Source organism: Leifsonia sp. CL147, assembly GCF_900114565.1.
Taxonomy (GTDB): domain Bacteria; phylum Actinomycetota; class Actinomycetes; order Actinomycetales; family Microbacteriaceae; genus Leifsonia.
The window spans coordinates 128,434-154,601 of record NZ_FOTM01000001.1 but is presented as its reverse complement, the minus strand read 5'-3'; the positions used below and the strand labels follow the sequence as shown (position 1 = coordinate 154,601).

Below are 26,168 nucleotides of genomic sequence, written 5' to 3'. Positions count from 1 at the left end.
TCGCGGTTCTCGGACGAGCCCGTCGTGCAAAACTGGTGGAATGCTGCCGGACCTCGCTGACCTGTTAGCAACTGCGCGCGTGGTCTCTTTGCCGATGACCACACGCTTTCGAGGAATCACGGTGCGGGAGGCGGTCCTCTTCGAGGGGCCATTGGGGTGGACCGAGTTCTCACCCTTCCTCGAATACGAGGACGAGGAGGCCTCCGCCTGGCTCCGCGCAGCCGTCGACTTCGGCTGGCATGAACCGCCCGCACCACTGCGCGAGCGCATCCCGGTCAACGCCACGGTCCCCGCCGTTGGGGTGGATGACGTCGCGGCGATCCTGACGAGATATCCCGGCGCGCGTACCGCGAAGGTCAAGGTGGCGGAGCCCGGGCAGACGCTCGCCGACGATATCGCCCGGGTACGTGCCGTGCGGGAGGTGCTGGGTCCGGAGGGCCGGGTGAGGATCGACGCGAACGCGCTGTGGAATCTCGACGAGGCGGAGCACGCCATCCACGCCCTCGCCCCGTTCGACCTCGAATACGTGGAACAGCCGTGCGCGACCGTCGACGAACTCGTCGAACTCCGTCGACGCATCGCCTACATGGACATCCCGATCGCCGCGGATGAAAGCATCCGGAAGGCGGCCGATCCGCTCACCGTGGCACAAGCCGGCGGCGCCGACCTGGTGGTCGTCAAGGCGCAGCCGCTCGGCGGAGTGCATGCGGCCCAGCGGATCGTCGCAGCAGCAGGGCTGCCGGCCGTCGTCTCCAGCGCCCTCGACACGTCGGTCGGCATCGCCATGGGCGCTCACCTCGCCGCCGCCCTTCCGGACCTCGACTTCGACTGCGGCCTCGGGACGGTCGCGATGTTCGTGGACGACGTCGCCGACGAGCCGCTCGTTCCCGTGGACGGCAGCATCCCGGTCGTGCGCCCGGCCGTTTCGTCCTCACGACTGGATGCGCTCCGCGCCGACGAGGAACGCACCGAGTGGTGGCACGGACGGATTCGGCGGAGCTACCGCTTCATCGAGCACGCCGCCGCCCTCTGACCGGCCTCAGACGTACAGCCGCTCCGGCACGTCGAGGCCGTAGATGGCACGTCCGGAACTCCAGATGGCTTCGCAGGCTGCACGCAGCAGGTCCACGTCGTCTCTGCCTTCGGAAAGGATGCGCACCTCGTTTCCCACGATCGCCACGGTCGCATCGCGGACCGTCACCGCTCCATCGCGCGCCGTGTGGGGCCGCGGATACGGCGCGGTGAGGTCGCGAAGATCCCGCAGGATGTACGTGGGCCTCAGGTCCGCAGCCGCGGAGAGCAACTGCTTGCCTCGATCGACTCCGGTGAGCACGAGGACCGACGCGATCTCTGCCCGATTGGCTCCGAGCACGTCCGTGTCCAGGCGATCGCCGATGAAGAGCGGCTGCCGTGCGCCGAAGCGCGCCACCGCCTCGTCGAAGATCGCTCGTTCCGGCTTTCCCGCAACCAGAGGCAATCGCCCGACGGCGGTATGCACCGCGGAGACGAGCGTCCCGTTGCCTGGCGCGATCCCGCGGGCGACGGGAATGGTCCAGTCCGTGTTCGTGGCGATCCACGGACGTTCGTCGTCACTGCGCCCCTGGAGAGCGAACGCGGCCTCGGCGAGCTGCGTCCATCCCACCTCCGGAGCGAATCCCTGGATCACCGCGGCCGGTTCGTCTTCGGCGGACCGGGTCACCGTGAAGCCGCCCTTCTGGAGCTCGTCGACCAGACCATCGCCCCCGACGACGAGGATGCTGGAGCCGGCCGGCACATGCTGGGCGAGCAACCGAACCGCCGCCTGCGGCGACGTCACGACATCGCTCGGCTCGACCCTCAGGCCGAGTTCTCTGAGGTGCGCGGCAACCGTGGCATCCGTCCGCGACGCGTTGTTGGTGATGTAACCCACTCGACAGGTTTCTGCCGCGCTGTTGAGGCTCTCCACCGCATAGGGGATGGCCTCCGCGCCCGTGTAGACAACACCGTCGAGGTCAGCCAGGAGCAGGTCGACCCCGTCGAGCGGAGCGCGGTCCTCAGGGCTGCGTCGGAACAGTGCCATCGTCGGGCTCGCCCTCCTCGTGGTCGTGGCTCGCCGCGGACTCTTCCGCCGCGTCGTCCGGGTGGTCCGGCTCATCGGAGTCGTTCGGCTCATCGTCGGCGGCAAGCTCGTCTTCGCCGAAGCCGAGGTCCTCTTCGATGATGTCGACCGTCTCGTGCTCTTCGACGTCCGCCTGGTCGAAGGCGGCCTCTGCGGCTGCCGCCCGCTCGCGCCAGCGTGCGGCCTCTTCGCTGCGGCCGAGCTCCTCGAGCACCTCGGCGTAGGCGTGAAAGAGATCGGCGCTGTAGGCGAAGGCCCGGTTCGGGTCCAGTTGCGGAATCTCGAGCTCGGCGAGTGCGGCCTCCGGGTTCCCCTGGTCCAGGCGCGCGCCCGACATGGCGATGGCGAGAGAGACCTGGACATCCGCAGGCAAGCTGGTGCGGTCGACGGATCGGCCGAGCTCCAGTGCCCGATCGGGGCGGCCGACGCCGCGCTCGCTGTCCACCATGAGTGGCAGCTGGTCGTTGGATCCGGAGATGCGGCGGTACGTGCGCAGTTCGCGGAGGGCGAGTGCGAAGTCGCCGATCGCATACGCGGTGATCGCGAGCGTTTCGCGAACGACCCCCACGCGACCTGCGCGACGCGACGCCGACATGGCATGAAGGTGCGCCAGCTCGGGATCGCTGTCGATGAGACGACCGGCCATCACCAAGTGCTTGGCGACCCAGTCGGCGTTGTCCTTGCTGAGGGTCTTCAGCTCGACCCGCGCCGCACCCGGCAGGTCTCGTGCCTGCACATCCTCGGGGATGAGCGGGTCATCGTGGCGCGGGCGCACGGACTGGAGCTCCCGCGCGAGCCGTGCGTCCTCGTCATCCCAGCGAGACTGATCGCGGGCGTCCTTGTCTCCGCGCGCCGGACGTCCGTCGCGCGTCCACAGCTGATCGTCGCGGTCGGGGCGCCGCGGCCCGTCCTTTCGGAAAGTGCCCGAGTCGCCTCGTGAGCCGCCGGCGCGTTGGGCGCCCGAGCGCTGCTCCCGTTGCGGCGCGGCCGACCAGGGACGGGAGCCCGAACGGTCGCCCGTGGAGCCGTGCTGCCGTCGGTCGTCGTTCCGATCGGACCGAGGACGTTCCGACCGCTGCCCATCGCTTCGTCGGTCGTCCTGGCCACGATATCCCTCACGGCGATCCGTGCGTCCTTGCCCCGCAAAACCGCTCGGACGCCCCGTCCGAGCTCCGTCTCCGGAAGCGCGAGGCTTCCACTCGCGGGGCTGCCGCTCTTCCCGCGAACGGCCCGCGCCGGCGCGATCGCCGTCCCGCCGCGCGCCCCGGTCACCTCCACGCTCGTATCCACCGCGCGAACCATCGTCGTCCTTGCGACGGTAGCCGCCCCGCGGGGCGCCATCGCCTCCACGATCCTGGCCACCGTAGCCGGCTCGCGCACCGCGATCATCACGACGACCATAGCCACCCTGCGCACCCCGGTCGTCGCTGCGGCCGGAGCCGCCGCGCGAACCGCTGTCGGCTCGGCGGTCGTATCGACCATCGGAGGCGCCTCGCGGCTGTTGTCCGCCGCTCGAACGAGAACCGTCGCGGGAGTCGCGGTCGGGCCCGCGATACGGTCCCCCCTCGCCACGGCGCTCGGATCCGCGCGCCGCGTTCCGGTCACGGCTGGGGTAGGAGTCGGAGCCTTCGCGGCGAGGACGGGACCCGTCCGAGCGCCGCGCAGCTGGGTCTCCTCCGCCGCTTCGGTCCGTTCTCCGCGGTCCGTCGCCGCCGGTCGACGAGCGATCGCGCGAAGCGCCGCCGGCTCGGGGACGGCCACGCTGATCGCCATCGTTCCGAGACGACCGGTATCCGTCGCCGCCTCGTGCCGGGCGACCCGGCTGCTGGCGACGACGCGGCTCGTCGTTCCGAGCGTTCTCGTCTGCCGGTGTGTCGCTCACGGCTTCTCCTGTCGAGTTGGCGGGTCGAGCCCAGCCTATGCTTCCTGCTGCAACCGACCCCGTTAACGCGAAATGGCCACCCATCACTGGGTGGCCATCTCACAAAGAAGTCCGGCGGTGTCCTACTCTCCCACAGGGTCCCCCCTGCAGTACCATCGGCGCAGAGAGTCTTAGCTTCCGGGTTCGGAATGTAACCGGGCGTTTCCCTCTCGCTATGGCCGCCGAAACACTATTGATGTATCAAAGTGAACGATCAAGCTTCGCTTGAATCAGTTCTCGACCGTACATCGAGAACCACATAGTGGACGCGTGCAATCTCAGCCCCTCATACCAGCCTTACAACATGTATGAGAGTGGTGATTATCAAGTTATCGGCTTATTAGTACCGGTCAGCTCCATGGGTCTTTAGTCCCCACTTCCACATCCGGCCTATCAACCCAGTAGTCTAGCTGGGAGCCTCTCGCCCGAAGGCATGGAAATCTCATCTCAAGGCCGGCTTCCCGCTTAGATGCTTTCAGCGGTTATCCATCCCGAACGTAGCTAATCAGCGGTGCTCCTGGCGGAACAACTGACACACCAGAGGTTCGTCCAACCCGGTCCTCTCGTACTAGGGTCAGATCCTTTCAAATTTCCTACGCGCGCAGCGGATAGGGACCGAACTGTCTCACGACGTTCTAAACCCAGCTCGCGTACCGCTTTAATGGGCGAACAGCCCAACCCTTGGGACCTACTCCAGCCCCAGGATGCGACGAGCCGACATCGAGGTGCCAAACCATGCCGTCGATATGGACTCTTGGGCAAGATCAGCCTGTTATCCCCGAGGTACCTTTTATCCGTTGAGCGACAGCGCTTCCACAAGCCACTGCCGGATCACTAGTCCCGACTTTCGTCCCTGCTCGACTTGTCAGTCTCACAGTCAAGCTCCCTTGTGCACTTACACTCGACACCTGATTGCCAACCAGGTTGAGGGAACCTTTGGGCGCCTCCGTTACTTTTTGGGAGGCAACCGCCCCAGTTAAACTACCCACCAGGCACTGTCCCTGAACCGGATTACGGTTCGAAGTTAGATATCCAAAGTGACCAGAGTGGTATTTCAACATTGACTCCACGAACACTGGCGTGTCCGCTTCAAAGTCTCCCACCTATCCTACACAAGCCACTCCGAACACCAATACCAAGCTGTAGTAAAGGTCACGGGGTCTTTCCGTCCTGCTGCGCGTAACGAGCATCTTTACTCGTAGTGCAATTTCGCCGAGTTCGCGGTTGAGACAGCTGGGAAGTCGTTACGCCATTCGTGCAGGTCGGAACTTACCCGACAAGGAATTTCGCTACCTTAGGATGGTTATAGTTACCACCGCCGTTTACTGGGGCTTAAATTCTGAGCTTCGCCGAAGCTAACCCTTCCTCTTAACCTTCCAGCACCGGGCAGGCGTCAGTCCGTATACATCGTCTTGCGACTTGGCACGGACCTGTGTTTTTAGTAAACAGTCGCTTCCCACTGGTCTCTGCGGCCTTCAAACGCTCCCGGAGCAAGTCCGTTCACGCCTCAGGCCCCCCTTCTCCCGAAGTTACGGGGGCATTTTGCCGAGTTCCTTAACCACGATTCTCTCGATCTCCTTGGTATTCTCTACCTGACCACCTGAGTCGGTTTGGGGTACGGGCGGCTGGAACCTCGCGTCGATGCTTTTCTTGGCAGCATAGGATCACCCATTTCGTCAATGAAGACTACGCATCGTGCCTGGGCCTATGTGAGAGACGGATTTGCCTATCTCTCGGCTTACACACTTACACCGGGACTACCATCGCCCGGCTGGGCTACCTTCCTGCGTCACACCTGTTAATACGCTAGCCGCACCAGCATGGGGTCGAGCGTTAGGCCCGGACCGTCACCCCGAAGGGATCGGTGTCCAGGATTAGGACTCTTAGCACCACTGGATTGACTGGGGCGGTTCTTCGCCGGTACGGGAATATCAACCCGTTGTCCATCGACTACGCCTGTCGGCCTCGCCTTAGGTCCCGACTTACCCAGGGCGGATTAGCCTGGCCCTGGAACCCTTGGTCTTTCGGAGGACGGGTTTCTCACCCGTCTTTCGCTACTCATGCCTGCATTCTCACTCGTGTGGCGTCCACGGCTGGTTCACACCGCCGCTTCACTCGCCACACGACGCTCTCCTACCCATCAACACGGCTGGACCACGAAGGCCTACCAATAATGTCAATGCCACAACTTCGGTGGCGTGCTTGAGCCCCGTTACATTGTCGGCGCGGAATCACTTGACCAGTGAGCTATTACGCACTCTTTCAAGGGTGGCTGCTTCTAAGCCAACCTCCTGGTTGTCTGTGCAACTCCACATCCTTTCCCACTTAGCACGCGCTTAGGGACCTTAGTTGGTGGTCTGGGTTGTTTCCCTCTCGACGATGAAGCTTATCCCCCACCGTCTCACTGCTGCGCTCTCACTTACCGGCATTCGGAGTTTGGCTGACGTCAGTAACCTTTTAGGGCCCATCGGCCATCCAGTAGCTCTACCTCCGGCAAGAAACACGCAACGCTGCACCTAAATGCATTTCGGAGAGAACCAGCTATCACGAAGTTTGATTGGCCTTTCACCCCTATCCACAGCTCATCCCCTCAGTTTTCAACCTAAGTGGGTTCGGTCCTCCACGACGTCTTACCGTCGCTTCAACCTGGCCATGGATAGATCACTTCGCTTCGGGTCTAGGACATGCGACTGAATCGCCCTATTCAGACTCGCTTTCGCTACGGCTACCCCTCACGGGTTAACCTCGCCACATATCGCTAACTCGCAGGCTCATTCTTCAAAAGGCACGCTGTCACCCCTACAAGGAGGCTCCAACGGTTTGTAAGCAAACGGTTTCAGGTACTATTTCACTCCCCTCCCGGGGTACTTTTCACCTTTCCCTCACGGTACTTGTCCGCTATCGGTCATCTGGGAGTATTTAGGCTTATCAGGTGGTCCTGACAGATTCACACGGGATTTCTCGGGCCCCGTGCTACTTGGGATACTCTTCGCGCCATTGGACCATTTCGGTTACGGGGCTTGCACCCACTGTGGCTGGCCTTTCAATGCCATTCACCTATGATCCTTTGTAACGCTTGCAGTTCGGCAGAATCTGCTGAAAAGTCCCGCAACCCCGACCATGCAACGCCTGCCGGCTATCACACATGATCGGTTTAGCCTCTTCCGGTTTCGCTCGCCACTACTAACGGAATCGCTTTTGCTTTCTCTTCCTGTGGGTACTGAGATGTTTCACTTCCCCACGTTCCCTCTACCCGCCCTATATATTCAGGCGGGAGTCACTGGGTCACCATAAAGGGCCCAGCGGGGTTTCCCCATTCGGAAATCCTCGGATCAAAGTTCGCTTATCAACTCCCCGAGGCTTATCGCAGATTGCTACGTCCTTCTTCGGCTCCAGATGCCAAGGCATCCACCGTTTGCTCTTAGAAACTTGAAATCACATGAGTTTGAATCGATCGGCCCATCAAAAGATGAGCAGATTGACCAATGATCTATAAGTCAGTACATGAAGTACTGCTTGTTGATCTTTGTGATCCGAACCCGAAGGTTCGAATCTAAGATGCTCGCGTCCACTGTGTAGTTCTCAAAGTACGGGCGGTACCTTCTCCGCCGGCCGAGTTATGGCCGACAAGAAAAGGTCCAGAGGATTCGGTTCTCATCCGATCGGATGAGGTCCGGTCCCTCAGGACCCAACAGCGTGCATGTGCAGTGCTTCCAGAATCGAACCTTTCCGATCCGCAAGCGGATGTACTGAGTTCGAGCCGTTCGGCTCTGCACCAATGTCAATGTTCCACCCATGAGCTAACCGGCTGAGAACGAGTCTTACCGAACTGGTAAGAACAGCCTCAGATCCGGCGCCTGGACACCCGAGGGTGCCAGTTGCTCCTTAGAAAGGAGGTGATCCAGCCGCACCTTCCGGTACGGCTACCTTGTTACGACTTAGTCCTAATCACCGATCCCACCTTCGACAGCTCCCTCCACAAGGGTTGGGCCACCGGCTTCGGGTGTTACCGACTTTCATGACTTGACGGGCGGTGTGTACAAGGCCCGGGAACGTATTCACCGCAGCGTTGCTGATCTGCGATTACTAGCGACTCCGACTTCATGAGGTCGAGTTGCAGACCTCAATCCGAACTGAGACCGGCTTTTTGGGATTCGCTCCACCTTACGGTATTGCAGCCCTTTGTACCGGCCATTGTAGCATGCGTGAAGCCCAAGACATAAGGGGCATGATGATTTGACGTCATCCCCACCTTCCTCCGAGTTGACCCCGGCAGTCTCCTATGAGTTCCCGCCATTACGCGCTGGCAACATAGAACGAGGGTTGCGCTCGTTGCGGGACTTAACCCAACATCTCACGACACGAGCTGACGACAACCATGCACCACCTGTTCACGAGTGTCCAAAGAGTTGACCATTTCTGGCCCGTTCTCGTGTATGTCAAGCCTTGGTAAGGTTCTTCGCGTTGCATCGAATTAATCCGCATGCTCCGCCGCTTGTGCGGGCCCCCGTCAATTCCTTTGAGTTTTAGCCTTGCGGCCGTACTCCCCAGGCGGGGCGCTTAATGCGTTAGCTGCGACACGGAAACCGTGGAATGGTCCCCACATCTAGCGCCCAACGTTTACGGCGTGGACTACCAGGGTATCTAATCCTGTTCGCTCCCCACGCTTTCGCTCCTCAGCGTCAGTTACGGCCCAGAGAACTGCCTTCGCCATCGGTGTTCCTCCTGATATCTGCGCATTCCACCGCTACACCAGGAATTCCATTCTCCCCTACCGCACTCTAGTCTGCCCGTACCCACTGCAGGCCCGAGGTTGAGCCTCGGGTTTTCACAGCAGACGCGACAGACCGCCTACGAGCTCTTTACGCCCAATAATTCCGGACAACGCTCGCACCCTACGTATTACCGCGGCTGCTGGCACGTAGTTAGCCGGTGCTTTTTCTGCAGGTACCGTCACTTTCGCTTCTTCCCTACTAAAAGAGGTTTACAACCCGAAGGCCGTCATCCCTCACGCGGCGTTGCTGCATCAGGCTTGCGCCCATTGTGCAATATTCCCCACTGCTGCCTCCCGTAGGAGTCTGGGCCGTGTCTCAGTCCCAGTGTGGCCGGTCACCCTCTCAGGCCGGCTACCCGTCGTAGGCTTGGTGGGCCGTTACCTCACCAACTACCTGATAGGCCGCGAGTCCATCCTTGACCGAAGTTCTTTCCACGTACAGGAGATGCCTCCGTACGTCGTATCCGGTATTAGCTTCCGTTTCCGGAGGTTATCCCAGAGTCAAGGGCAGGTTACTCACGTGTTACTCACCCGTTCGCCACTAATCCCCCAGAGCAAGCTCCGGGTTCATCGTTCGACTTGCATGTGTTAAGCACGCCGCCAGCGTTCGTCCTGAGCCAGGATCAAACTCTCCGTAAATGTTTAGCTCCGCGATCGCAAGCGATCGGGAAACATGGTGCAGGCTCGGACAGGAAATGTGTCCGGGCACTGCGAGTTTGTCTTGACTAGTTTCGAATATCTACTGACATTCTGTTCTAATCCAAAGGAATCTCGCATCGACCGCTAGACTAGGTCTAGACAGTCAATGCCGAGGTTATTTGGCATTTGACATTGTGCACGCTGTTGAGTTCTCAAGGATCGGACGCTCTCGCTTTTCAACCTTCCGGCTGTCTCCGCGAGGCAACTTCTCTACTTTACCACTCGCAGTCAGTTTGTCAAATCGGCGCGCCGTGATCTCGTTGACCCGTATAAGGGCACAACCGATCTCACGAACTGAACCAGTCAGACCTGCTCTGTGAGTGGGTGTTAATCCTAAGCTCAGCGACCGAACTAATTCAAGTTCAGATTGCCGCTTGGCTTTGGGATTCGGTCCCGCTTGAGGCCGGGGAGCTCTTCCGCTCTCCCGCACCTTTGGGGTGACAAGTAAGTACTTTACGCAGGCCCTGGAGGACGTGCAAATTCCGCCATCATCCCGGGCGTGTCGTGCTCCACTTCCGCGGAATCATGCGGATCTTCCCCGCTCGGTCCTCCGCGACCGACAGAAAACCCCTCCAAGCGGACTGCTCGAAGGGGTCGTGGTTTCTGCGGGTCTCCGTGCGTCAGAGTCCCGAGTATGCGTGGAGCCCGTGGAAGAAGACGTTGACGATGCCGAAGTTGAACAGGACGGCAGCGAAGCCGATGATCGCCAGCCACGCGGAGCGGGATCCGCGCCACCCACGGGTGGCGCGCGCGTGGATGTAGCCGGCATAGATCACCCAGATGATGAAGGTCCAGACCTCTTTGGTGTCCCATCCCCAGTACCGGCCCCACGCCTTCTCGGCCCAGATGGCACCGGCGATGAGCGTGAACGTCCAGGCGATGAATCCGACGATGTTGATGCGGTAGGCCAGGTTCTCCAGCGCGACCGAGCCCGGCAAGGTCGTCAGGAACGCGAACTGCTGAGGACGCGACTCCGCCACCTGGCGTTCGCGGCGGTATTGGAGCAGCTGCAGCCCCGACAGCGCGAAGCCGAGTGCGAAGAACGCCGTGCCCAGCACGGCCACGATGATGTGGATGACCAGCCAGTACGACTGGAGTGCGGGCTGAAGCGGGACGACGGGCACGTAGTACCGCAGCAGCGCGATGCCCTGCAGGACCAGGACCAATCCCAGGACGAAGGTGCCGAGGTACTTGATCTGCCACTTCAGGTTCGCCGCCAGGAAGACCCCGATGATCACGAGTGTCCCCGTCATCGAGAACTCCCACATGTTCGCCCACGGGACTCGAGCTGCGGCGACACCCCGCAGAACGTCCGCCACGACGTGGAACCCGAACCCGATGATCGTGAGCGCGAACGCCCACCGCAGGGACGCGGAGTTCTCTGAGCCGTTCAGCAAGTCGTCCTCGACGCGGGTGCTGATGCGGGAGGAGAGCCGGCCGAGAGCCGAAGTCGGGCCGGGCGGCGCCTCCCTCGGCGGTTCGCCGATGACGGTCGTGGTGGCTGCGCCGACCGGTGCGGCGACCTCAGCCCGTCGCGCGACGGCACTCGGCACGACGGCTGCCTCGACCGCGGTCGCGCGAGCGCCTCGTCGTGCGAGGTCGAGGGCGAAGGCGATGAATGCCGCCGCGTAGAGGCCCATCGCCGCGTACAGGAACACGGTCGACAGTTGTGCGAGGGTCTCGGTCACGATGCAAGCCTACGTCTTCGGGGAGCCCGCCATGGCTCCGGAGTGCTGATCGGCGACGGCGGCCACCGCTGCCAGGAGGTTGGGGTCGTCGCCGCGGGCGAGGCCCGCGTACTCCAGGATGAGCGATCCGTCCTGATTCTCGACAGCCTTCACCCAGATCCGGCGCCGTGGGACGAACAGGGAGGTGAGGAGGCCGGCGAGGATGAGGATGGCGAACAGCAGCACCCATCCTTGAGCCGGGTCGTGGTGGACCTCGAGCGTGGCGAACCGTTTGACCCCGTCCAGTGAGATGGTACCGAGACCGTTCGGCAGCTTCACGGTCTGTCCGGGTTTCAGCTCGAGCGCCTTCGTCTTCGTCGGCGGACCGGCCAGCTGTTCGAGCGTGTCGGTGTTCAGGCTGTACACGGACTGCGGAACTCCGTCGTCGACCCCCAGGTCGCCCGCATAGACGTTGAGGCTCAGCACCGGGTCGTCGAGACCCGGGAACTTCGAGGCGAGCGCGCCTTGCGCAGTCTGGCTGGCGGTCACTGTCGGATAGAAGAAGCCGATCATCCCGACCTGCTCCTTCAGTCCGTCCGGCACCTTCACGAAGCCGAGGGAGGTGAGGTTCGGATCCGCCTGGGGGATGAACGGGACGGAGTCGCTGAACACCACCTTCCCGGCGGGGTCTCGGACCGTGATCGTCGGCGCATATCCATTGCCGAGCAGATAGACGTTCGTGCCGCCGATGGCCAGCGGTTCGTTCACCTTGATCGTCGTGTCGGAGTTCGCGTCTCCCGGCCCGGTCGTGGTGACATGCGCGGTGTAGTCCAAGGGGGTGCCGATCGCGTCACGATTCTTCCTCTCGTACCGCACATCCAGTTTGTTCACGGCGATCGAGAACGGCGCGAGCGATGCGTCGCTGAAGAACCGGCCCGGGTTGAAGGAGTTGTACGACGGCAGGCTGTTCACGAAGCTCTGACCTTCGACCACGATCTTCTGCCCCGTGTAGCCGAATCCTCCCCCGACCCCGATCGCGAGGAGCACGCCGAGCAGTGCGATGTGGAAGACGAGGTTGCCCGTCTCGCGGAGATAGCCGCGTTCGGCGGAGACGGACGTGGAGCGTGCATCCTGGTACAGCGCCACGCGGTAGCGGTTGGCCTTCAGCACATCGCGCGCGGTGAGGATCGGGTCGGGTGCGGCGGAGCGGAGCGCGGCGGGCAGGATCCTGGCCTGGAAACCGGCCATCCGCTCCAGCCGGGCCGGGGTCCTCGGCGGCTTGGCGCCCATCGCCCGGAAATGGTGGGTGGTACGCGGGATGATGCAGCCGATCAGCGAGGCGAACAGCAGGAGATAGATCGCCGAGAACCACACGGACGTGTAGACGTCGAATGCCTGCAATTTGTCGAGCACCGGCGCCAACTGGGGGTTCTCGCTGAAGTACTTGGTGACGCCGTTGGGATCGGAGCTGCGTTGAGGCACCAACGAACCCGGCACCGCCGCGATAGCGAGCAGGAGCAGCAGGAACAGCGCTGTGCGCATGCTCGTGAGCTGCCGCCAGAACCACCGGAGCCATCCGAGGGGGCCGAGCTTCGGCTGGACGACGTCCGGATCCTCTCGAGGCGGAGCGGAGTCGATGTGATCAGAGGGCCGGCTCAAAACCTTGGATCACCGCCAAGAACTGGGACATGAGCTCGCTCCACAGGCCGGTGACCATCAGGATGCCGATGACGACCAGCAGCACGCCGCCGATGATGTTGATGGCCCGGATGTGCCGTTTGAGGTAGGCGACGGAACCCGCCACCCAGTCGAAACCGAGGGCGACGAGCAGGAAGGGGATGCCGAGCCCGATGCAGTAGAAGAGCCCGAGCAAGGCGCCGCGCCACGGCGAGCCGCTGCCGACGCTGAGCGCGCTGATCGCGGCGAGCGTCGGTCCGATGCACGGCGTCCATCCCAACCCGAAGACGATGCCGAGCAGCGGCGCGCCGATCAGGCCGGTCGCTGGGCGCCAGGACGGCTTGATCGTTCGCTGGAGGAAGGAGAACTGGCCGATGAAGACCAACCCCATGACGATCACGAGCACGCCCAGCACGCGGATGACGACCTCTTGCCAGCGCACCAGCCAGAAGCCGAGAGCGCCGAAGGCCGCACCGTAGGCGACGAACACGACCGCGAACCCGAGGACGAAGAGGGCGACCCCCGTCAGCATGCGCGATCGGTCGCGCTTGGCGCCGGGGTCGCTGACGCCGCCCACATACGCGAGGTATCCGGGCACCAGCGGGAGCACGCACGGGGAGGCGAAAGAGACCAGGCCCGCGAGAAGGGCGATCGGCAGGGCCAGCAGAAGCTGGCCGCTGAAGACGATCTGACCGACGCCGCCCACCTCAGTGCTCGGCCACGGCGTCGGAGATGAGGGAGTCGAGGATGCCCTTGCCCGGGAGTGCGCCGAGGATGCGCGCCGCCACGCGTCCCTTCTTGTCCACCACCAGGGTCGTCGGGGTCGCCTTCGGCGGCACGGTCTTGCTGAAGGCGAGGAGGACCGAGCCGGTGTCGCGGTCGAGGACGGAGGGGTAGGTCACACCCTTGTCCTTCTCGAAGCTCTCCGCAGTCTGTACGGAGTCGTAGAGATTGACTCCGAGGAACTCGACTCCCTGTGCGGCGTACTTCTGGCTGAGCGACTGGAGGTCCGGCGCTTCGACGCGGCACGGCGGGCAGCCGGCGTACCAGAAGTTGACGACGAGGACCTTTCCCGCGTACTGCTTCGAGCTCACGGTGCTGCCGTCCTGCAGCGTCCCGGTGAAAGAGACCGGCTCGCCGCGATTGCCCGCGGCGAACTCGCTGACCGTGCCGTCGCCCGCGATGTAGTTCTGCCCGTTTCCGGAGCGGTACTGGGTGGCGAGGGAGTCGTTGGCCGTGCATCCACTCAGCGCCAGGGCGGTGGCGGCGGCAAGGGCGGCGGCAGGGAGCAGGATCCGAGACCGGAGCCGGGGTGCGGCGTTCACACGGCCCCCACGTCGGTCGCGGCGACCTGGAGGCTCGCGGCGGGCTCCGCATAGCCGACTTCGACGAGACGCGGAGCCGAAGCTGTCCGTGCCTCGTGCGGCTTCGCAGGTGTGCCCGGGTCCGGATCCACCGCATCCGCCGGGCCTTCGGCGGCGGGCGGCCGCTCGAATGTCGTGATGCTCGACAGGGAGCAACGCCGTTTACGCGGATCGTGCGGGAAGCGCTCGCCCGCGACGGACAGGTGCGCGACCCAGATCGGAAGCTGGTGACTCATCAGCACGACGTCGCCCGATTCGACGGATTCGAAGGCCTCGTCGATGGCCGCGAGCATCCTGCGTTCGATGCTGGCGTAAGCCTCGCCCCAGCTGGGTCGAAGCGGATTCACCAGGTAGGGCCAGTAGATCGGCTTGCGGAGGGCGAGCCGCATCTTCGTGCCTTCGAACCGATTCGTGGGCTCGATGATCCGGTCGTCGATGACGGGATCCAGGCCGAATGCCTCGGCGATGGGAGCGGCGGACTCGCGGGTGCGCTGAAGGGGAGACACGCGCAATGCGCTCATCGGCCGCTCGCGCGCCGCCAGCTCGTCGGCGGCGGCCTGCGCCATGCGGTGGCCGAGCTTGGAGAGGCCGAACCCCGACAACCTGCCATACAGGATGCCGTCGGGGTTGAACACCTCGCCATGACGGACGAGGTGCACTTGGCTCGCTACCACGGCTCCAGTCTACGGACCGGGTTCCCTTGAATTGACTGAGCGCCCGCGCGGCAGTTCCCGGTGATCTCTCCACCGGTGGACGGTTCTCGCCGGTTATCCACAGATTCTCTCCTCTGCCGGTGGCCGGCTGCGCTTCTTCGTAGCGTCGACTCATGGCCGATGACGAAGAAGAAGGAGAGGCGCTTGCGAACATCCCCAACCACGACCGCCCACGTGAACGGATGCGGCGCCTGGGTATCGGTGCGCTCACCGATGACGAGGTCCTCGCGCTCGTGCTCGGCTCGGGTCAGACCGGTCGGAGCGTCCTCGCCCTGGCGAGGTCCGTGCTCCGGCGGACCGGCGGATTCCCCGGCCTTGCGACGATGGACTTCGCTCGACTGGAACGGCTGCCCGGAGTCGGGCCGGCGACGGCGGGCCGCCTGGTCGCGATCACGGAGATCTGGCGGCGTGCCGGAGCATCGTCCACCTGGACGCGACTGGTCGACGCGAAGGCCGTCGCCGGCGTCGTCCGGCCGGAGCTGCTGCATCGCGATTCTGAGCGGTTCCTGGTCGTGGTGGCCGACCGAGCCGCCCGGCCTCTCGAGATCGTGCTCATGCGCGACGGCGGAGTGGATGAGACGAGCGTTCAGCCGGCGGATGTTCTCCAGGCGGTTCTCACGCGGGGCGGAAGATCGTTCGCCGTGGCGCACAACCATCCCTCGGGGGTCCTCGATGCATCCGTCGCAGACCTCATGCTCACGCGCCGCCTGGACCAGTCCGCTGCGACACTCGGTCTCCGGTTCCTCGGCCACATCCTCGTCGCGGGCGACAGCTGGAACGCGCTGCCCACGATCGGGTCGGGGACTACGGGGTCAAGCGCGTCGGGCCGCGGAAGAGATAGGTCGTCTCACGGAGGTTCGAGAGGTGAAGCATGAGCATCAGAACGCGCGCGAGCCCCATACCGAATCCACCGTGCGGAGGAACGCCGTACCGGAAGAACGCCAGGACGTCTTCGAGCTCGTCGACCGAGAGACCCTTCTCGATCGCCTGCTGCTCCAGGGTGTCGACCCGGTGCTCACGCTGGGCGCCCGTGGAGATCTCCACCCCGTTGAAGATCAGGTCGTAGCTGCGGGTGATGGACGGGTCCTCGGCATGACGCATGTGGTAGTACGGGCGGATCGTCGAGGCGTAGTCCGTCAGGAAGACGAACTCGTGACCGTACGTCTCCTTGACGTAGGCCGAGATCCGGCGCTCGCCCTCCGGGTCCATGTCGTCGTCATCGCGCTGGACCTGGTAGCCGTGCTCCGCCACGATGCGCTTCGCCTCCGCCAGCGGGATGCGCGGGAACGGCGTCGACGGCACCGTGACCTCGACCCCGAAGAGTCGCTCGATCTCTTCGCCGTGCTTCTCCTTGACCGCGGTGAAGCCGGCGACGAGGAGTTCCTCGTGCACCTTCATGACATCCTCGTGGCTGTCGATCCAGCTCAGCTCGGTGTCGATGCTCGTGAACTCGGTCGCGTGGCGGCTCGTGAAGCTCGGGTCGGCCCGGAACGCCGGCCCGATCTCGAAGACCCGTCCGAAGCCGGCCGCCTGCGCCATCTGCTTGAAGATCTGGGGGCTCTGGGCCAGGTAGGCCGTCGTCTCGAAGTAGGGCAGCTCGAACAGCTCTGCGCGCGACTCGGAGGCGGAGGCCATGAGCTTCGGCGTGTGGATCTCGACGAAGCCGTTGTCGACCCAGTACTGCCGGAGTGCATGCTCGAAGGTGGTCTGCACGCGGAAGATCAGATTGTGCCGGGGCTCGCGCAGATCGAGGAACCGCCAGTCCATGCGCTTGTCGATCCCGCTGTCGGCGGCGATCGGAGTCTCGGGGATGGCGGCCGTCTCCACGTCGAGCGACGAGAGACGGATCTCGATGCCGCCGAGCTTGACGCGCTCATCATGCTTGAGCTCACCGGTGGCACGGACGAAGGTGCCCTGGGAGAGCGCAGAGATCGTCGTCGCCGGCTCATCGGCCAGCACGGTGCCGTCTTCGCCGACGGTGCGCGGGTTCACGAGCTGGACAGCACCCGACTCGTCGCGAAGGACGACGAACTGCACCTTCTTCTGGTCGCGGACGGTCTCGACCCATCCTGCGACGCTCACGAGTCCGTCGGGCAGAGCGGCAAGGTCCTTGATCAAAACGCGTTCGGTCACGAGCCACAAGCCTACCGGTGCGCCCGGGAGGCTCCCGATTCCGGCTCTCCGGCCCGGTGCCGGCCACCCCGTTCCGGAAGGCCGGGGCGGTGTGAGAATGGAAGGACCAGGCACGAAGGAGTAGCCCATGAGTACCGACGACGTCGTCATCCTGTCCGCCGCGCGGACACCGCTGGGGAAGATCAAGGGGACGCTCGCGTCATTGAGTGCGGTCCAACTCGGAACGATCGCGCTGCGGAAAGCCCTCGAACGCTCCGGCCTCGGGGCGGAGGCGGTCGACACCGTGCTGTTCGGCCAGGTGCTGCAGGCGGGTGCCGGCCAGAATCCGGCGCGACAGACGGCGATCGGTGCGGGCATCGGGTGGAACGTCCCCGCGACGACGATCAACAAAGTCTGTCTCTCCGGGCTTGCCGCCGTGACCGATGCGGCACGTCTCATCCGGACCGGCGAGGCGACCGTGGTCGTCGCCGGCGGCCAGGAGTCGATGACGAACGCTCCGCACATCCTGCCCGGATCACGGAGCGGCTGGAATTACGGCTCGATCCAGGCGCTCGATTCGGCGGACCACGACGGCCTGACGGATGCCTTCGACGGGATCTCCATGGGCGCTTCCACCGAGAGCTACACCGAGAAGCTGGGGTTGACGCGCGAGGCTCAGGACGCGTTCGCGGCGCAGTCGCATCAGCGGGCCGGCGCGGCGGCGGCGAATGGCGTGTTCGACGAGGAGATCGCACCGGTCAGCATTCCCCAGCGGAAGGGAGACCCGGTGGTCGTCAGTTCGGACGAGGGCATTCGTCCCGACTCGACAGCAGAGACGCTCTCGCGGCTGCGCCCGAGCTTCGCCGAGGGCGGCACCCTCACCGCAGGCAACTCCTCACCGCTGAGCGACGGAGCAGCCGCCCTCGTGCTGACGAGTCGCGAGAACGCCGATCGCCTCGGGCTCGACTGGCTGGCACTCGTCGGAACAAGTGGTCAGGTAGCTGGCCCCGACAACTCGCTCCATTCGCAGCCGTCGCGGGCGATCGACGCGGCCCTGCGGCGCGCAGGGTGGAGCGTCTCGGAGCTGGACCTGATCGAGATCAACGAGGCATTCGCCGCAGTCGCGCTCCAATCGATGGCCGATCTGGGCATCGACTCCGAGAAGGTCAACATCCACGGTGGCGCCATCGCCCTCGGACACCCCATCGGGGCTTCGGGGGCACGGCTGGCCGGCCATGCGGCGCACGAACTCGCGCGACGCGGTTCCGGCAGGGCGGCGGTCGCGCTGTGCGGCGGTGGCGGACAGGGAGACGCCCTGCTGCTCTACCGCTGAACCCTTCGCGGGGCGGACGGGCGCCGGCGCGAGCGCTGCCGGCGGGATCGCTGCCGGCGGGATCGCTACCGCTCCAGGTGGCGCTCCGCCGGCCCGGTGTACTGAGAGAGCGGACGAATGAGGGAGTTCGCGGCGTATTGCTCGAAGACGTGTGCCGTCCAGCCCGTGATCCGCGCCGCGGCGAAGAGCGGCGTGAAGGTCTCCGTGTCGAAGCCCATCAGGTTGTAGGCCGGTCCCGACGGGTAGTCGAGGTTCGGCTTGATGTTCTTCCGTTCCGCCATCCCGCGCTCGAGCGCGTCGTAGAGGTCGAGCATCTCCTGCCGCTGGTAGTGCTCGACCAGGCGGACGAGTGCTTCCCTCATCGTCGGCACACGGGAGTCGCCGTTCTTATAGACCCGGTGCCCGAAGCCCATGATCTTGCGCTTCTCAGCGAGTGCCGCGTCAAGCCATCCGGCGGCCCGGTCGGCCGACCCGATCTCGTCGAACGCGTGCATGACCGCTTCGTTCGCACCGCCATGGAGCGGGCCTTTCAAGGCGCCGATCGCACCGGTGACGGCCGAGTAGACATCCGACAGGGTGGACGCGATCACGCGGGCGGTGAACGTCGACGCGTTGAACGAGTGCTCTGCGTAGAGGATGAGGGAGACGCGGAAGGCATCCACGACCACGTCATCCGGGACCTCACCGAAGGTGAGCCAGAGGAAGTTCCGGGAGTAGTCGAGGTCGTCGCGGGGCTGGATCGGCTCGAGCCCCCGGCGACGGCGCTGGATGTACGCCACGATCGTGGGCAACTGGGCGAGCAGGTAGATGGCCCGCCCCTCGTTCAGGTCGGTATCGAGGATGCCGTCCGGCTGGTGGAGCGTCGCATCCAGACCACCGAGCTGGCTCACCGCGGTGCGCAGCGCGTCCATCGGGTGGGCGGAGACGGGCACGTCGTCGAGGGCCCGCCGGGTACGGTCGTCGAGACGACGGAGGGAACGCTCGAGCGACTCGAAGGCGACCAGCTCGTCCGCCGTCGGCAGTTCGCCGTGCCACAGCAGATACGCGACCTCCTCGAAGGAACAGTGCCGCGCCAGCTCCTGAACCGGATATCCGCGATACAGCAGCGAGTTCGTCTCCGGGTTCACCGACGAGATGGTCGTCGTGTCCACGACGACGCCGGCGAGTCCCTTGTGGATCTCCTGATCGGACATGTGAGCTCCTTCGCAGCTGGCAGAGTCGCCGTCGTACGGCGGCGTCGCGGTGGGAGGACGCTGGTGGCGTACCTCGAAGTCATACACCGGAGTGTCGAACGCGTTCCATCCCTCGTAGTCAATCAGGTCGTACAGCTCAGCGCGATGCCGCATCTCACCCAGCATCGGTTCCCGGGTTCCCTCGCTGGAGTGCAGACGAACGTCGTGGAGCTTCGCGCAACGAACCTACCTCCCGTACGCTCGGCAGATGGTCTCGGGTCCCTCGCTGCTGACGTTCGCGCTCGCCTCGCTCGCTCTCATCGTCATCCCCGGTCCGAGCGTGCTCTTCGTGATCGGCCGGTCGCTGGCACTGGGGAGGCTGGGCGGTCTGCTGAGCGTGCTCGGGAACGCCCTCGGGACGCTGCCGCTGATCATCGCGGTCGCACTCGGCGTCGGAGCGCTGGTAGCCCAGTCCGTGGTGCTCTTCACGATCATCAAGTTCGCCGGTGCGGGATACCTGATCTATCTGGGGATCCAGGCCATCCGCCACCGGAGGCACACGGCCGTGACGCACGAGGCGACGCCGCCACGGCGATCCCCGCTGCGCCTCCTCGGCGAAGGCTTCGTGGTCGGGTTGACGAACCCGAAGTCCCTCGTCTTCTTCGTCGCAGTCCTGCCTCAGTTCGTCGACTATCGCCGGGACGCGATCCCCCTGCAGCTGTTCGAGCTCGGGGTGGTATTCCTCGCGCTCGCTCTGGTGTCCGACAGCATGTGGGCGCTCGCGGCCGGCACGGCGCGGCAATGGTTCGGGCGGTCGCCCCGGCGGGTGGAGCGTCTCGGCGCGACAGGGGGCGTCCTGATGATCGGGCTCGGCGGCGTGTTGGCCCTCACCGGCGTGAAGCACTGACCGGCGTGAAGCACTGACCGGCGTGAAGCACTGACCGGCGAGAGGCACTGACCGGCGAGAGGGTCAGATGTCGCCGGCCGTAGCGACCGGGCAGATGACGGCGCGGGCGAGCGTGTGGAAGTGCGCGTTGAACCCGAGTACCGCCGGAGTCGAATCCGGGCCGATGTCCAGTCGTTCGACGTCCAGAGCGTGAACCACGATGTCGTAGCGGTGCGTGCCGGTCCCCGGAGGGGGAGCAGCACCGGTGAAGCTCTTCGAACCCAGTTCGTTCGAAAGCATCGCCGCACCCTGCGGGAGGTTGTTGCCTCCCTCCGCTCCGGCATCGGTCGGCAGCTCGGTCACAGCGGGCGGGATGTCGTAGACCGCCCAATGCCAGAATCCCGAGCCGGTGGGTGCGTCGGGGTCGTGGACGGTCACGGCGAAGCTCTTCGTCTCCGGAGGAAAGCCGCTCCACGACAGCTGCGGCGAGATGCCGCCGCCTCCCGATCCCACAGCCCACTGCTCCCGCGCGAGCGGCCGGCCGTCGGAGACGTCGTCGCTCGACACGAGGAAGGAGGGAACGGCGCCGAAGCGCTCGAAAGGATCACGTGTCATGACGCCACGCTACGCCCGTTGCACCGTTTCCTGCTCGGCCGGTGACGGACGTCTGCGGAACCGTTTCGGAAGGCCGGCGAGACCCCACAGAGTCACACGGAGCATCGCCTCCACGACGATCCCGCCTCCCATCTTCGACGCCCCGTGCTCCCGCTCGACGAAGGTGATGGGAACCTCCACGATGGTGAGTCCGACGTTGTGGGCGCGCCGGGTCATGTCGATCTGGAAGCAGTACCCCTGGCTCTCGGTGCGGTCGAACTGCAGGCGGTGCAGGGCGTCTGCTGTGAAGGCGCGATAGCCTCCCGTGACATCCCGGACCGGGAGTCCGAGTGCGATCCGCGAATAGGCGCTGCCGCCCTTCGAGATGATCCGTCGGCGTGCCGGCCAGTTGACGACGCCGCCTCCGCCGACCCAGCGGGACCCGAGGACGACGTCAGCGCCGCCGGACGTCCCATCCGCTCGAAGGGCATGGAGGAGGCGCGGCAACTGCTCCGGCTGATGGGACCCGTCCGCATCCATCTCGACGATCGCCTCGTACCCGGCGTCGAGCGCCCAGCGCATGCCGGCGCGATACGCGGCGCCCAGCCCGTCCTTTCCCGCGCGGTGAAGCACGTGGACGTTCGCGTCGGTCGCGGCGAGCGCGTCGGCGAGTTCGCCGGTCCCGTCAGGAGAACCGTCGTCGACGACCAGGACGTCCGCCTCCGGAACGGATGCACGCACCCGTCCGACGATCGAGCCGACGTTCTCACGCTCGTTATAGGTCGGGATGATGACCAGGGTTCGCAACAACCCGCCTCTCTGTCTGGGGCACGCCCCGGGGAACGCACCGACCTTGTCCTACCAGCCTGAACGGCAGGCGAACGCGGCTTCCGGCGTTCACAGCTTCCACGATCCTACGATCAACCCGTCGCGGGAAGCGCTCCCTTACGATGAGGCGGTGGCTGTGCCCAAAGTCCTCCTCTTCTACGTGTTCGCCCCGCTGCCCGACCCGGACGCGATCCGGCTGTGGCAGCGGGAGCTCTGCGAGCGGCTGGGCCTGCGGGGACGCATCCTGCTCTCCAGCCAGGGAATCAACGGAACGCTCGGCGGCGAACTGGATGCGCTCAAGCGCTACCTGCGCGTGACGAAGGAGTACGGGCCGTTCCGCCGGCTCGACGCGAAATGGAGCGAAGGATCCGGACTGAATGCGGACAATACGAGCCGGGACTTTCCCCGCCTGTCCGTCAAAGTGCGGGACGAGGTCGTGTCGTTCGGCGCTCCCGACGAGCTGCGCGTCGACGAGCACGGGGTGGTCGGGGGCGGAACCCGGCTCGATCCGGATGCGCTCCACGCGCTCGCGGCGGAGCGGGACGACCTGGTCTTCTTCGACGGTCGCAACCGATTCGAGGCGGAGATCGGGCGCTTCCGCGACGCGGTCGTGCCGGACGTCGCCAACACCCGCGAATTCGTCGCCGCGCTCGACAGCGGGATCTACGACCATCTGAAGGACAAGCCGATCGTCACCTACTGCACCGGGGGCATCCGCTGCGAAGTGCTGTCGTCGTTGATGCGCGACCGCGGGTTCCAGGAGGTGTACCAGCTCGATGGCGGCATCGCGCGCTACGGAGAAGCGCACGGCGACGATGGTCTCTGGGAGGGATCGCTCTACGTCTTCGACGGCCGGGGCACGATGACCTTCAGCGAGAACCCGGCGGTCCTCGGCCGCTGCGTGACCTGCAACGGACCCACGAGCAGGATGCGCAACTGCAGCGACCCCGCATGCCGCGAGCAACTGGTGGTGTGCGAGGAGTGCGAATCGGCCGCCTGCGCGATTCACGCCGCATAGCCGACCTGCACGACCCGGACAGCGCCTCCCGGGGGCGGGTAATCGTCCACATCGCCGGCGGCGTACGACTTATCCACGGGCTCGGGGAAATCTTGGCGGCCTCTCCGCGTTGCCGCCATCATGAACAGCATGGATCCGGTCACCACCATCGTCTGGATCGTGTCGTTCGTTCTCGTCACGGTCACGGTCACCGGCCTGTCCCGCAGGGTCGGCTGGTCCGCCCCCGTCGTGCTCGTCGTCGTGGGAGCGGCCGCCTCGTTCGTGCCGGGAGTGCCCCAGGTGGCTCTGGAGCCGGAGGTGGTGCTCTTCGGGCTGCTGCCGCCCCTGCTCTTCGCCGCAGCGATCCAGACCTCGATCGTGGATGTGCGAGCCCGGCGCGACGGCATCCTCCTCCTCTCCGTCGGGCTCGTGGCATTCACCGTGGTGGTCGTCGGGTTCGCCACCTACCTGGCGGTCCCGGCCATCACCCTGGCGGCGGCGTTCGCCTTCGGAGCGGTGGTCGCTCCGACCGACACCGTCGCAGTCCAAGCCGTCGCGGGACGGATCCGGCTTCCCCGACGACTCGTCACCGTGCTCGAGGGCGAGAGCCTCCTCAATGACGCCACCGCTTTGGTCGCCTTGAACGCGAGCATCGCGGCGATCGTGAGCATCGTGAACCCGGTCGCGATCGGCGTCGACTTCGTGCTGGCCGTCGTGGTCGGCGTGGGCGTCGGGCTGGTCATCGGCCTGGTGCTCGCAACGATCCGGAAACAGCTGCGATCCCCGGTGCTGGACACCTCGCTCGCCCTCATCACGCCATATCTGGCGTTCATCCCGGCGCAGCTCCTGCACGGCTCCGGGATCCTGGCGGTCGTCGTCGCGGGCCTCTACCTGGGATACCGCTCCCCCACGATCCAGACCGCGGAGGCGCGTATCGCGGAGACGATCAACTGGCGGACGGTCAGCTTCCTGCTGGAGAACGCCGTCTTCCTCTTCATCGGGCTGGAGTTGCGCTCCATCCTCACGGCCGCGTTCGCGTCCGGGATCACGATTCCGCAGACCGTCGTCATCAGCATCGTGGTCCTGCTGACGCTCTTCCTGACCCGATTCGTCTGGATGATCGGCACGACGGCCCTCTACCGCTACGGGCCTCAGCGCCTGCGCGAGCGCGGCTGGTCCTGGCCCACCGGCGTCGCCGTGTCGTTCGCCGGGATCCGCGGAGTGGTCACACTCGCAGCAGTGTTCCTCCTGCCGGCGCAGACACCCCACCGAGAGTTCCTGCAGTTCCTGGCCTTCGTCGTCGTGGTGGCGACACTGCTCGAGGGCCTGACACTGCCGTGGGTCATCCGCCGGCTCAAGCTGCCGCCACCCGATTTCGCACAGGAAGCGAGCGAGATGCAGCGACTTCTCGCGGAAGCGCAGTCCGCGGGCCTCGAACACCTGGAATCCCAGGTGACGGGCGACGAGGACGAGCGGGTGATCGAGCGGCTTCGGATCAACGCGCTGTTCCTCTCCGACGCGCTGGAGAATCCATCGCCCGGCGAAAGCGCCGACCTTCCGCAGGAATACCGCCGGTTGCGTCGGACGATGATCGGCGCCGAGCGCCAGGCGGTCCTGGAAGCGCGGGCGGAGGGACGGTATCAGGAACCGGCCGTGCGCTCGGTGCTCGCATTCCTCGATGCCGAGGAATCCGCGCTCAAGGCCGGAGGCGCCGAGGGGAAGAAGTCGCTCATGTGAACCCGGTTGAATTGACACGCGCGCAGGCGGATCAGCGCAGGCAAGCGCAAACGGCGCAGCACAGGCAGATCAGCACGGACAGATCAGCACAGACGGATCAGCGCAGGCGCGTCTGATCGGCGGGGGCGTCGAGAGCCGCGCGCGCTGCCGCGTCGTCGGGGAGGACAGCGCCCCTCCCCCTGCCCGAGCGAGCGGGCGCCGCCGACCGTGTGCGCGGGCGCCGGGCCCAGCTCCGCGAACGCTTCGAGGAGAGCGCCAGGACCACGAGGATGTCCAGGGCCAAGCCGAGGAGATTGTTGCGGAGGGAGACCTGCGGGCCTCCGTCCAGGTAGTCGACCGCGGAGAAGACGATGATGAGGGCGCTGTACGACATGGCCGCGATGCGGGCCCAGTTGCTTCCGAAGAACACCAGCAGAGCGAGGAGGAAGTACAGCACCAGGCCTGCACCGAAAGCGCCCATGGCAACGCCCAGCACCAGGCTCGCCGTCGCCTCGTCGCCCGGCGTGACGGAACCGGCGACCTCGGAGAGGACGAACCGGTGCCAGTCGAGCACGTTCAGCACGACGTATCCCACGCCAGCGGCGACGCGGAGGACCATCAACAGGACGCCGAGGGTCGTCGGCACCGGACGGCGCTCGGCCAAGGCCAGCCGGCGGGCGGCAGCGTCCGCGGCGACACCCGCGCCCTCCGGATCCACGGGCACCTGTGTCAGGTCGACCACGGGCAGGTCCCCATCGGTCTCGATGCTGTCGCCACCTCCATTGCGGGAGTGGTAGCCGCTCGAGAAGTCGCGGAGGACGGCGACCTCGACGCCCACATCGGCGCGGAGCAGCGTCGACACGATGTGGTCCCGCTCGATGTCTGTGTTGGCGTCGATCTTGTGCGTGATCTGCAAGGTGAACAGGGAGAAGCCCACCGCGCGGTCGAAGGTCCCGGCCGCCAGCCACTCGACGCGGTGCCCCCCGGGCAGCAGCCAGCCGTCGGGACAGCGCCAGAACCGCACGTGGTGGCGCTTCGCGGGGTTGCCTTTCACCTCCTGCTGGTACGCCGCATCCTGCTGGCGCCCGAACAGGAACAGGGGGCTGACCGGCGCTTCGTCGTAGCTCCGGCGCAACAGCGTCGACGTCACGATCCGCCAGCTGGACCGGAAGGTCACGTCGTCGGCTCGTGTCCAGCCGGCCTCGCGCATCGCGTCGTCCAGCTGCGCCTCCGATCCCACGAGCGCGAGGTTGATCGGGTCCCCCAGGAGGCCGTCGCTCGTCCGGGCGCGGCCGATGAAATAGTCCGGGACGTAGATCTCGGTGAGGATGCGGTGCAGGCGGGGGAGCACCAGGTACGCCAGCACGATCCAGAACAGCACGAAGAACAGGATGAGGAACCAGCCCCACTCGAAGCTCTCGGTGAGCACCAGCCAGGCCAGCCAGATGGCGGAGACGCCGCCGAAGACGAAGGAGACGTAGTCGACGACCGTGCTGCGGGAGGCAGGGTGACCCAGTGCCGAACGGGTCTTCGGCACCTCCTGCGGCTTCTCCGCGTGGGCCATGCCGCCATCCTAGAGTCACGGCCGCCCGCACCCTCAGTGCAGTTCCGCGGCGG

Annotated in this window: 18 protein-coding genes and 3 rRNA genes; 6 read left to right on the top strand and 15 right to left on the bottom strand. The window is 65.2% G+C overall.

The features are described from left to right. Positions 1-40: 40 nt before the first annotated feature. Entirely contained in the window at positions 41-1,033 is a 993-nt protein-coding gene (locus tag BM287_RS00805) for an o-succinylbenzoate synthase (RefSeq protein ID WP_090035338.1), read from the top strand. Positions 1,034-1,039: 6 nt separating this feature from the next. Here the strand turns inward: BM287_RS00805 and BM287_RS00800 are convergent, their stop codons facing one another. The 10 genes from BM287_RS00800 to BM287_RS00755 all read right to left on the bottom strand — a co-directional run bounded on the left by BM287_RS00800 (position 1,040) and on the right by BM287_RS00755 (position 14,874). After that, a complete protein-coding gene (locus BM287_RS00800; RefSeq protein ID WP_090035340.1) occupies positions 1,040-2,059 on the bottom strand; it encodes an HAD-IIA family hydrolase in 1,020 nt (339 codons plus the stop codon). After that, positions 2,034-2,873, bottom strand: coding sequence for a hypothetical protein (locus BM287_RS18000; RefSeq protein ID WP_244527799.1), 840 nt, complete (start codon positions 2,871-2,873; stop codon positions 2,034-2,036). The genes BM287_RS00800 and BM287_RS18000 overlap by 26 nt, the downstream gene beginning before the upstream one ends. Positions 2,874-4,089: 1,216 nt before the next feature. Continuing rightward, positions 4,090-4,206: ribosomal RNA gene (rrf, locus tag BM287_RS00790) — 5S ribosomal RNA — on the bottom strand. 133 nt (positions 4,207-4,339) lie between these two features. Further along, positions 4,340-7,454 (bottom strand): 23S ribosomal RNA (locus tag BM287_RS00785). Positions 7,455-7,908: 454 nt separating this feature from the next. Beyond that, positions 7,909-9,432: ribosomal RNA gene (locus BM287_RS00780) — 16S ribosomal RNA — on the bottom strand. The 16S, 23S and 5S rRNA genes sit together here, the layout of an rRNA operon. A gap of 680 nt (positions 9,433-10,112) precedes the next feature. Continuing rightward, positions 10,113-11,180 carry a c-type cytochrome biogenesis protein CcsB gene (gene ccsB / locus BM287_RS00775; RefSeq protein WP_170857373.1) on the bottom strand — a complete coding sequence of 356 codons (1,068 nt, stop codon included), beginning with the start codon at positions 11,178-11,180 and terminating at the stop codon, positions 10,113-10,115. Between the two features lie 9 nt (positions 11,181-11,189). Further along, the gene (locus BM287_RS00770; protein WP_244527798.1) at positions 11,190-12,701 is read right to left on the bottom strand and encodes a cytochrome c biogenesis protein ResB; all 1,512 of its coding nucleotides are present in this window, start codon (positions 12,699-12,701) and stop codon (positions 11,190-11,192) included. A gap of 100 nt (positions 12,702-12,801) precedes the next feature. Continuing rightward, positions 12,802-13,542 (bottom strand): cytochrome c biogenesis CcdA family protein, encoded by a 741-nt coding sequence (locus tag BM287_RS00765; protein ID WP_090035348.1) that lies wholly within the window; start codon positions 13,540-13,542, stop codon positions 12,802-12,804. A gap of 1 nt (position 13,543) precedes the next feature. Beyond that, positions 13,544-14,161 carry a TlpA disulfide reductase family protein gene (locus BM287_RS00760; RefSeq protein ID WP_090035351.1) on the bottom strand — a complete coding sequence of 206 codons (618 nt, stop codon included), beginning with the start codon at positions 14,159-14,161 and terminating at the stop codon, positions 13,544-13,546. Next, complete coding sequence (locus BM287_RS00755; RefSeq protein ID WP_090035353.1) at positions 14,158-14,874, bottom strand: histidine phosphatase family protein; 717 nt, start codon at positions 14,872-14,874, stop codon at positions 14,158-14,160. The genes BM287_RS00760 and BM287_RS00755 overlap by 4 nt, the downstream gene beginning before the upstream one ends. 152 nt (positions 14,875-15,026) lie before the next feature. Between BM287_RS00755 and BM287_RS00750 the strand changes: the two genes are divergently transcribed. Continuing rightward, positions 15,027-15,788, top strand: a complete 762-nt coding sequence (locus tag BM287_RS00750; RefSeq protein WP_090035356.1) for a JAB domain-containing protein — start codon at positions 15,027-15,029, stop codon at positions 15,786-15,788. Here the strand turns inward: BM287_RS00750 and aspS are convergent. After that, positions 15,718-17,046: an aspartate--tRNA(Asn) ligase gene (gene aspS, locus BM287_RS00745; protein ID WP_170857372.1), complete on the bottom strand. Its 1,329-nt coding sequence runs from the start codon at positions 17,044-17,046 to the stop codon at positions 15,718-15,720. The genes BM287_RS00750 and aspS overlap by 71 nt on opposite strands. Before the next feature lie 127 nt (positions 17,047-17,173). On the opposite strand from aspS, the gene BM287_RS00740 reads away from it, so the two are divergent. Next, positions 17,174-18,358, top strand: coding sequence for an acetyl-CoA C-acetyltransferase (locus BM287_RS00740; protein WP_090035361.1), 1,185 nt, complete (start codon positions 17,174-17,176; stop codon positions 18,356-18,358). Between the two features lie 65 nt (positions 18,359-18,423). On the opposite strand, the gene BM287_RS00735 is transcribed toward BM287_RS00740, so the two are convergent. Continuing rightward, positions 18,424-19,551: a bifunctional 2-methylcitrate synthase/citrate synthase gene (locus tag BM287_RS00735; RefSeq protein ID WP_090035608.1), complete on the bottom strand. Its 1,128-nt coding sequence runs from the start codon at positions 19,549-19,551 to the stop codon at positions 18,424-18,426. Positions 19,552-19,798: 247 nt separating this feature from the next. On the opposite strand from BM287_RS00735, the gene BM287_RS00730 reads away from it, so the two are divergent. Then, a complete protein-coding gene (locus tag BM287_RS00730; RefSeq protein WP_090035362.1) occupies positions 19,799-20,437 on the top strand; it encodes a LysE family translocator in 639 nt (212 codons plus the stop codon). A 63-nt stretch (positions 20,438-20,500) separates the two neighbouring features. On the opposite strand, the gene BM287_RS00725 is transcribed toward BM287_RS00730, so the two are convergent. Then, positions 20,501-21,031 carry a YbhB/YbcL family Raf kinase inhibitor-like protein gene (locus BM287_RS00725; RefSeq protein ID WP_090035364.1) on the bottom strand — a complete coding sequence of 177 codons (531 nt, stop codon included), beginning with the start codon at positions 21,029-21,031 and terminating at the stop codon, positions 20,501-20,503. Positions 21,032-21,040: 9 nt separating this feature from the next. After that, a complete protein-coding gene (locus BM287_RS00720) occupies positions 21,041-21,817 on the bottom strand; it encodes a polyprenol monophosphomannose synthase (RefSeq protein WP_211772936.1) in 777 nt (258 codons plus the stop codon). A gap of 151 nt (positions 21,818-21,968) precedes the next feature. Here BM287_RS00720 and BM287_RS00715 point away from each other — a divergent pair, with 151 nt between their 5' ends. Together BM287_RS00715 and BM287_RS00710 are read left to right on the top strand one after the other, a co-directional pair. Next, entirely contained in the window at positions 21,969-22,856 is an 888-nt protein-coding gene (locus BM287_RS00715; protein WP_090035366.1) for an oxygen-dependent tRNA uridine(34) hydroxylase TrhO, read from the top strand. 129 nt (positions 22,857-22,985) lie between these two features. Beyond that, the gene (locus tag BM287_RS00710; RefSeq protein WP_244527797.1) at positions 22,986-24,572 is read left to right on the top strand and encodes a Na+/H+ antiporter; all 1,587 of its coding nucleotides are present in this window, start codon (positions 22,986-22,988) and stop codon (positions 24,570-24,572) included. A 97-nt stretch (positions 24,573-24,669) separates the two neighbouring features. On the opposite strand, the gene BM287_RS00705 is transcribed toward BM287_RS00710, so the two are convergent. Continuing rightward, positions 24,670-26,115, bottom strand: coding sequence for an LssY C-terminal domain-containing protein (locus BM287_RS00705; RefSeq protein ID WP_090035371.1), 1,446 nt, complete (start codon positions 26,113-26,115; stop codon positions 24,670-24,672). Positions 26,116-26,168: the final 53 nt, after the last annotated feature.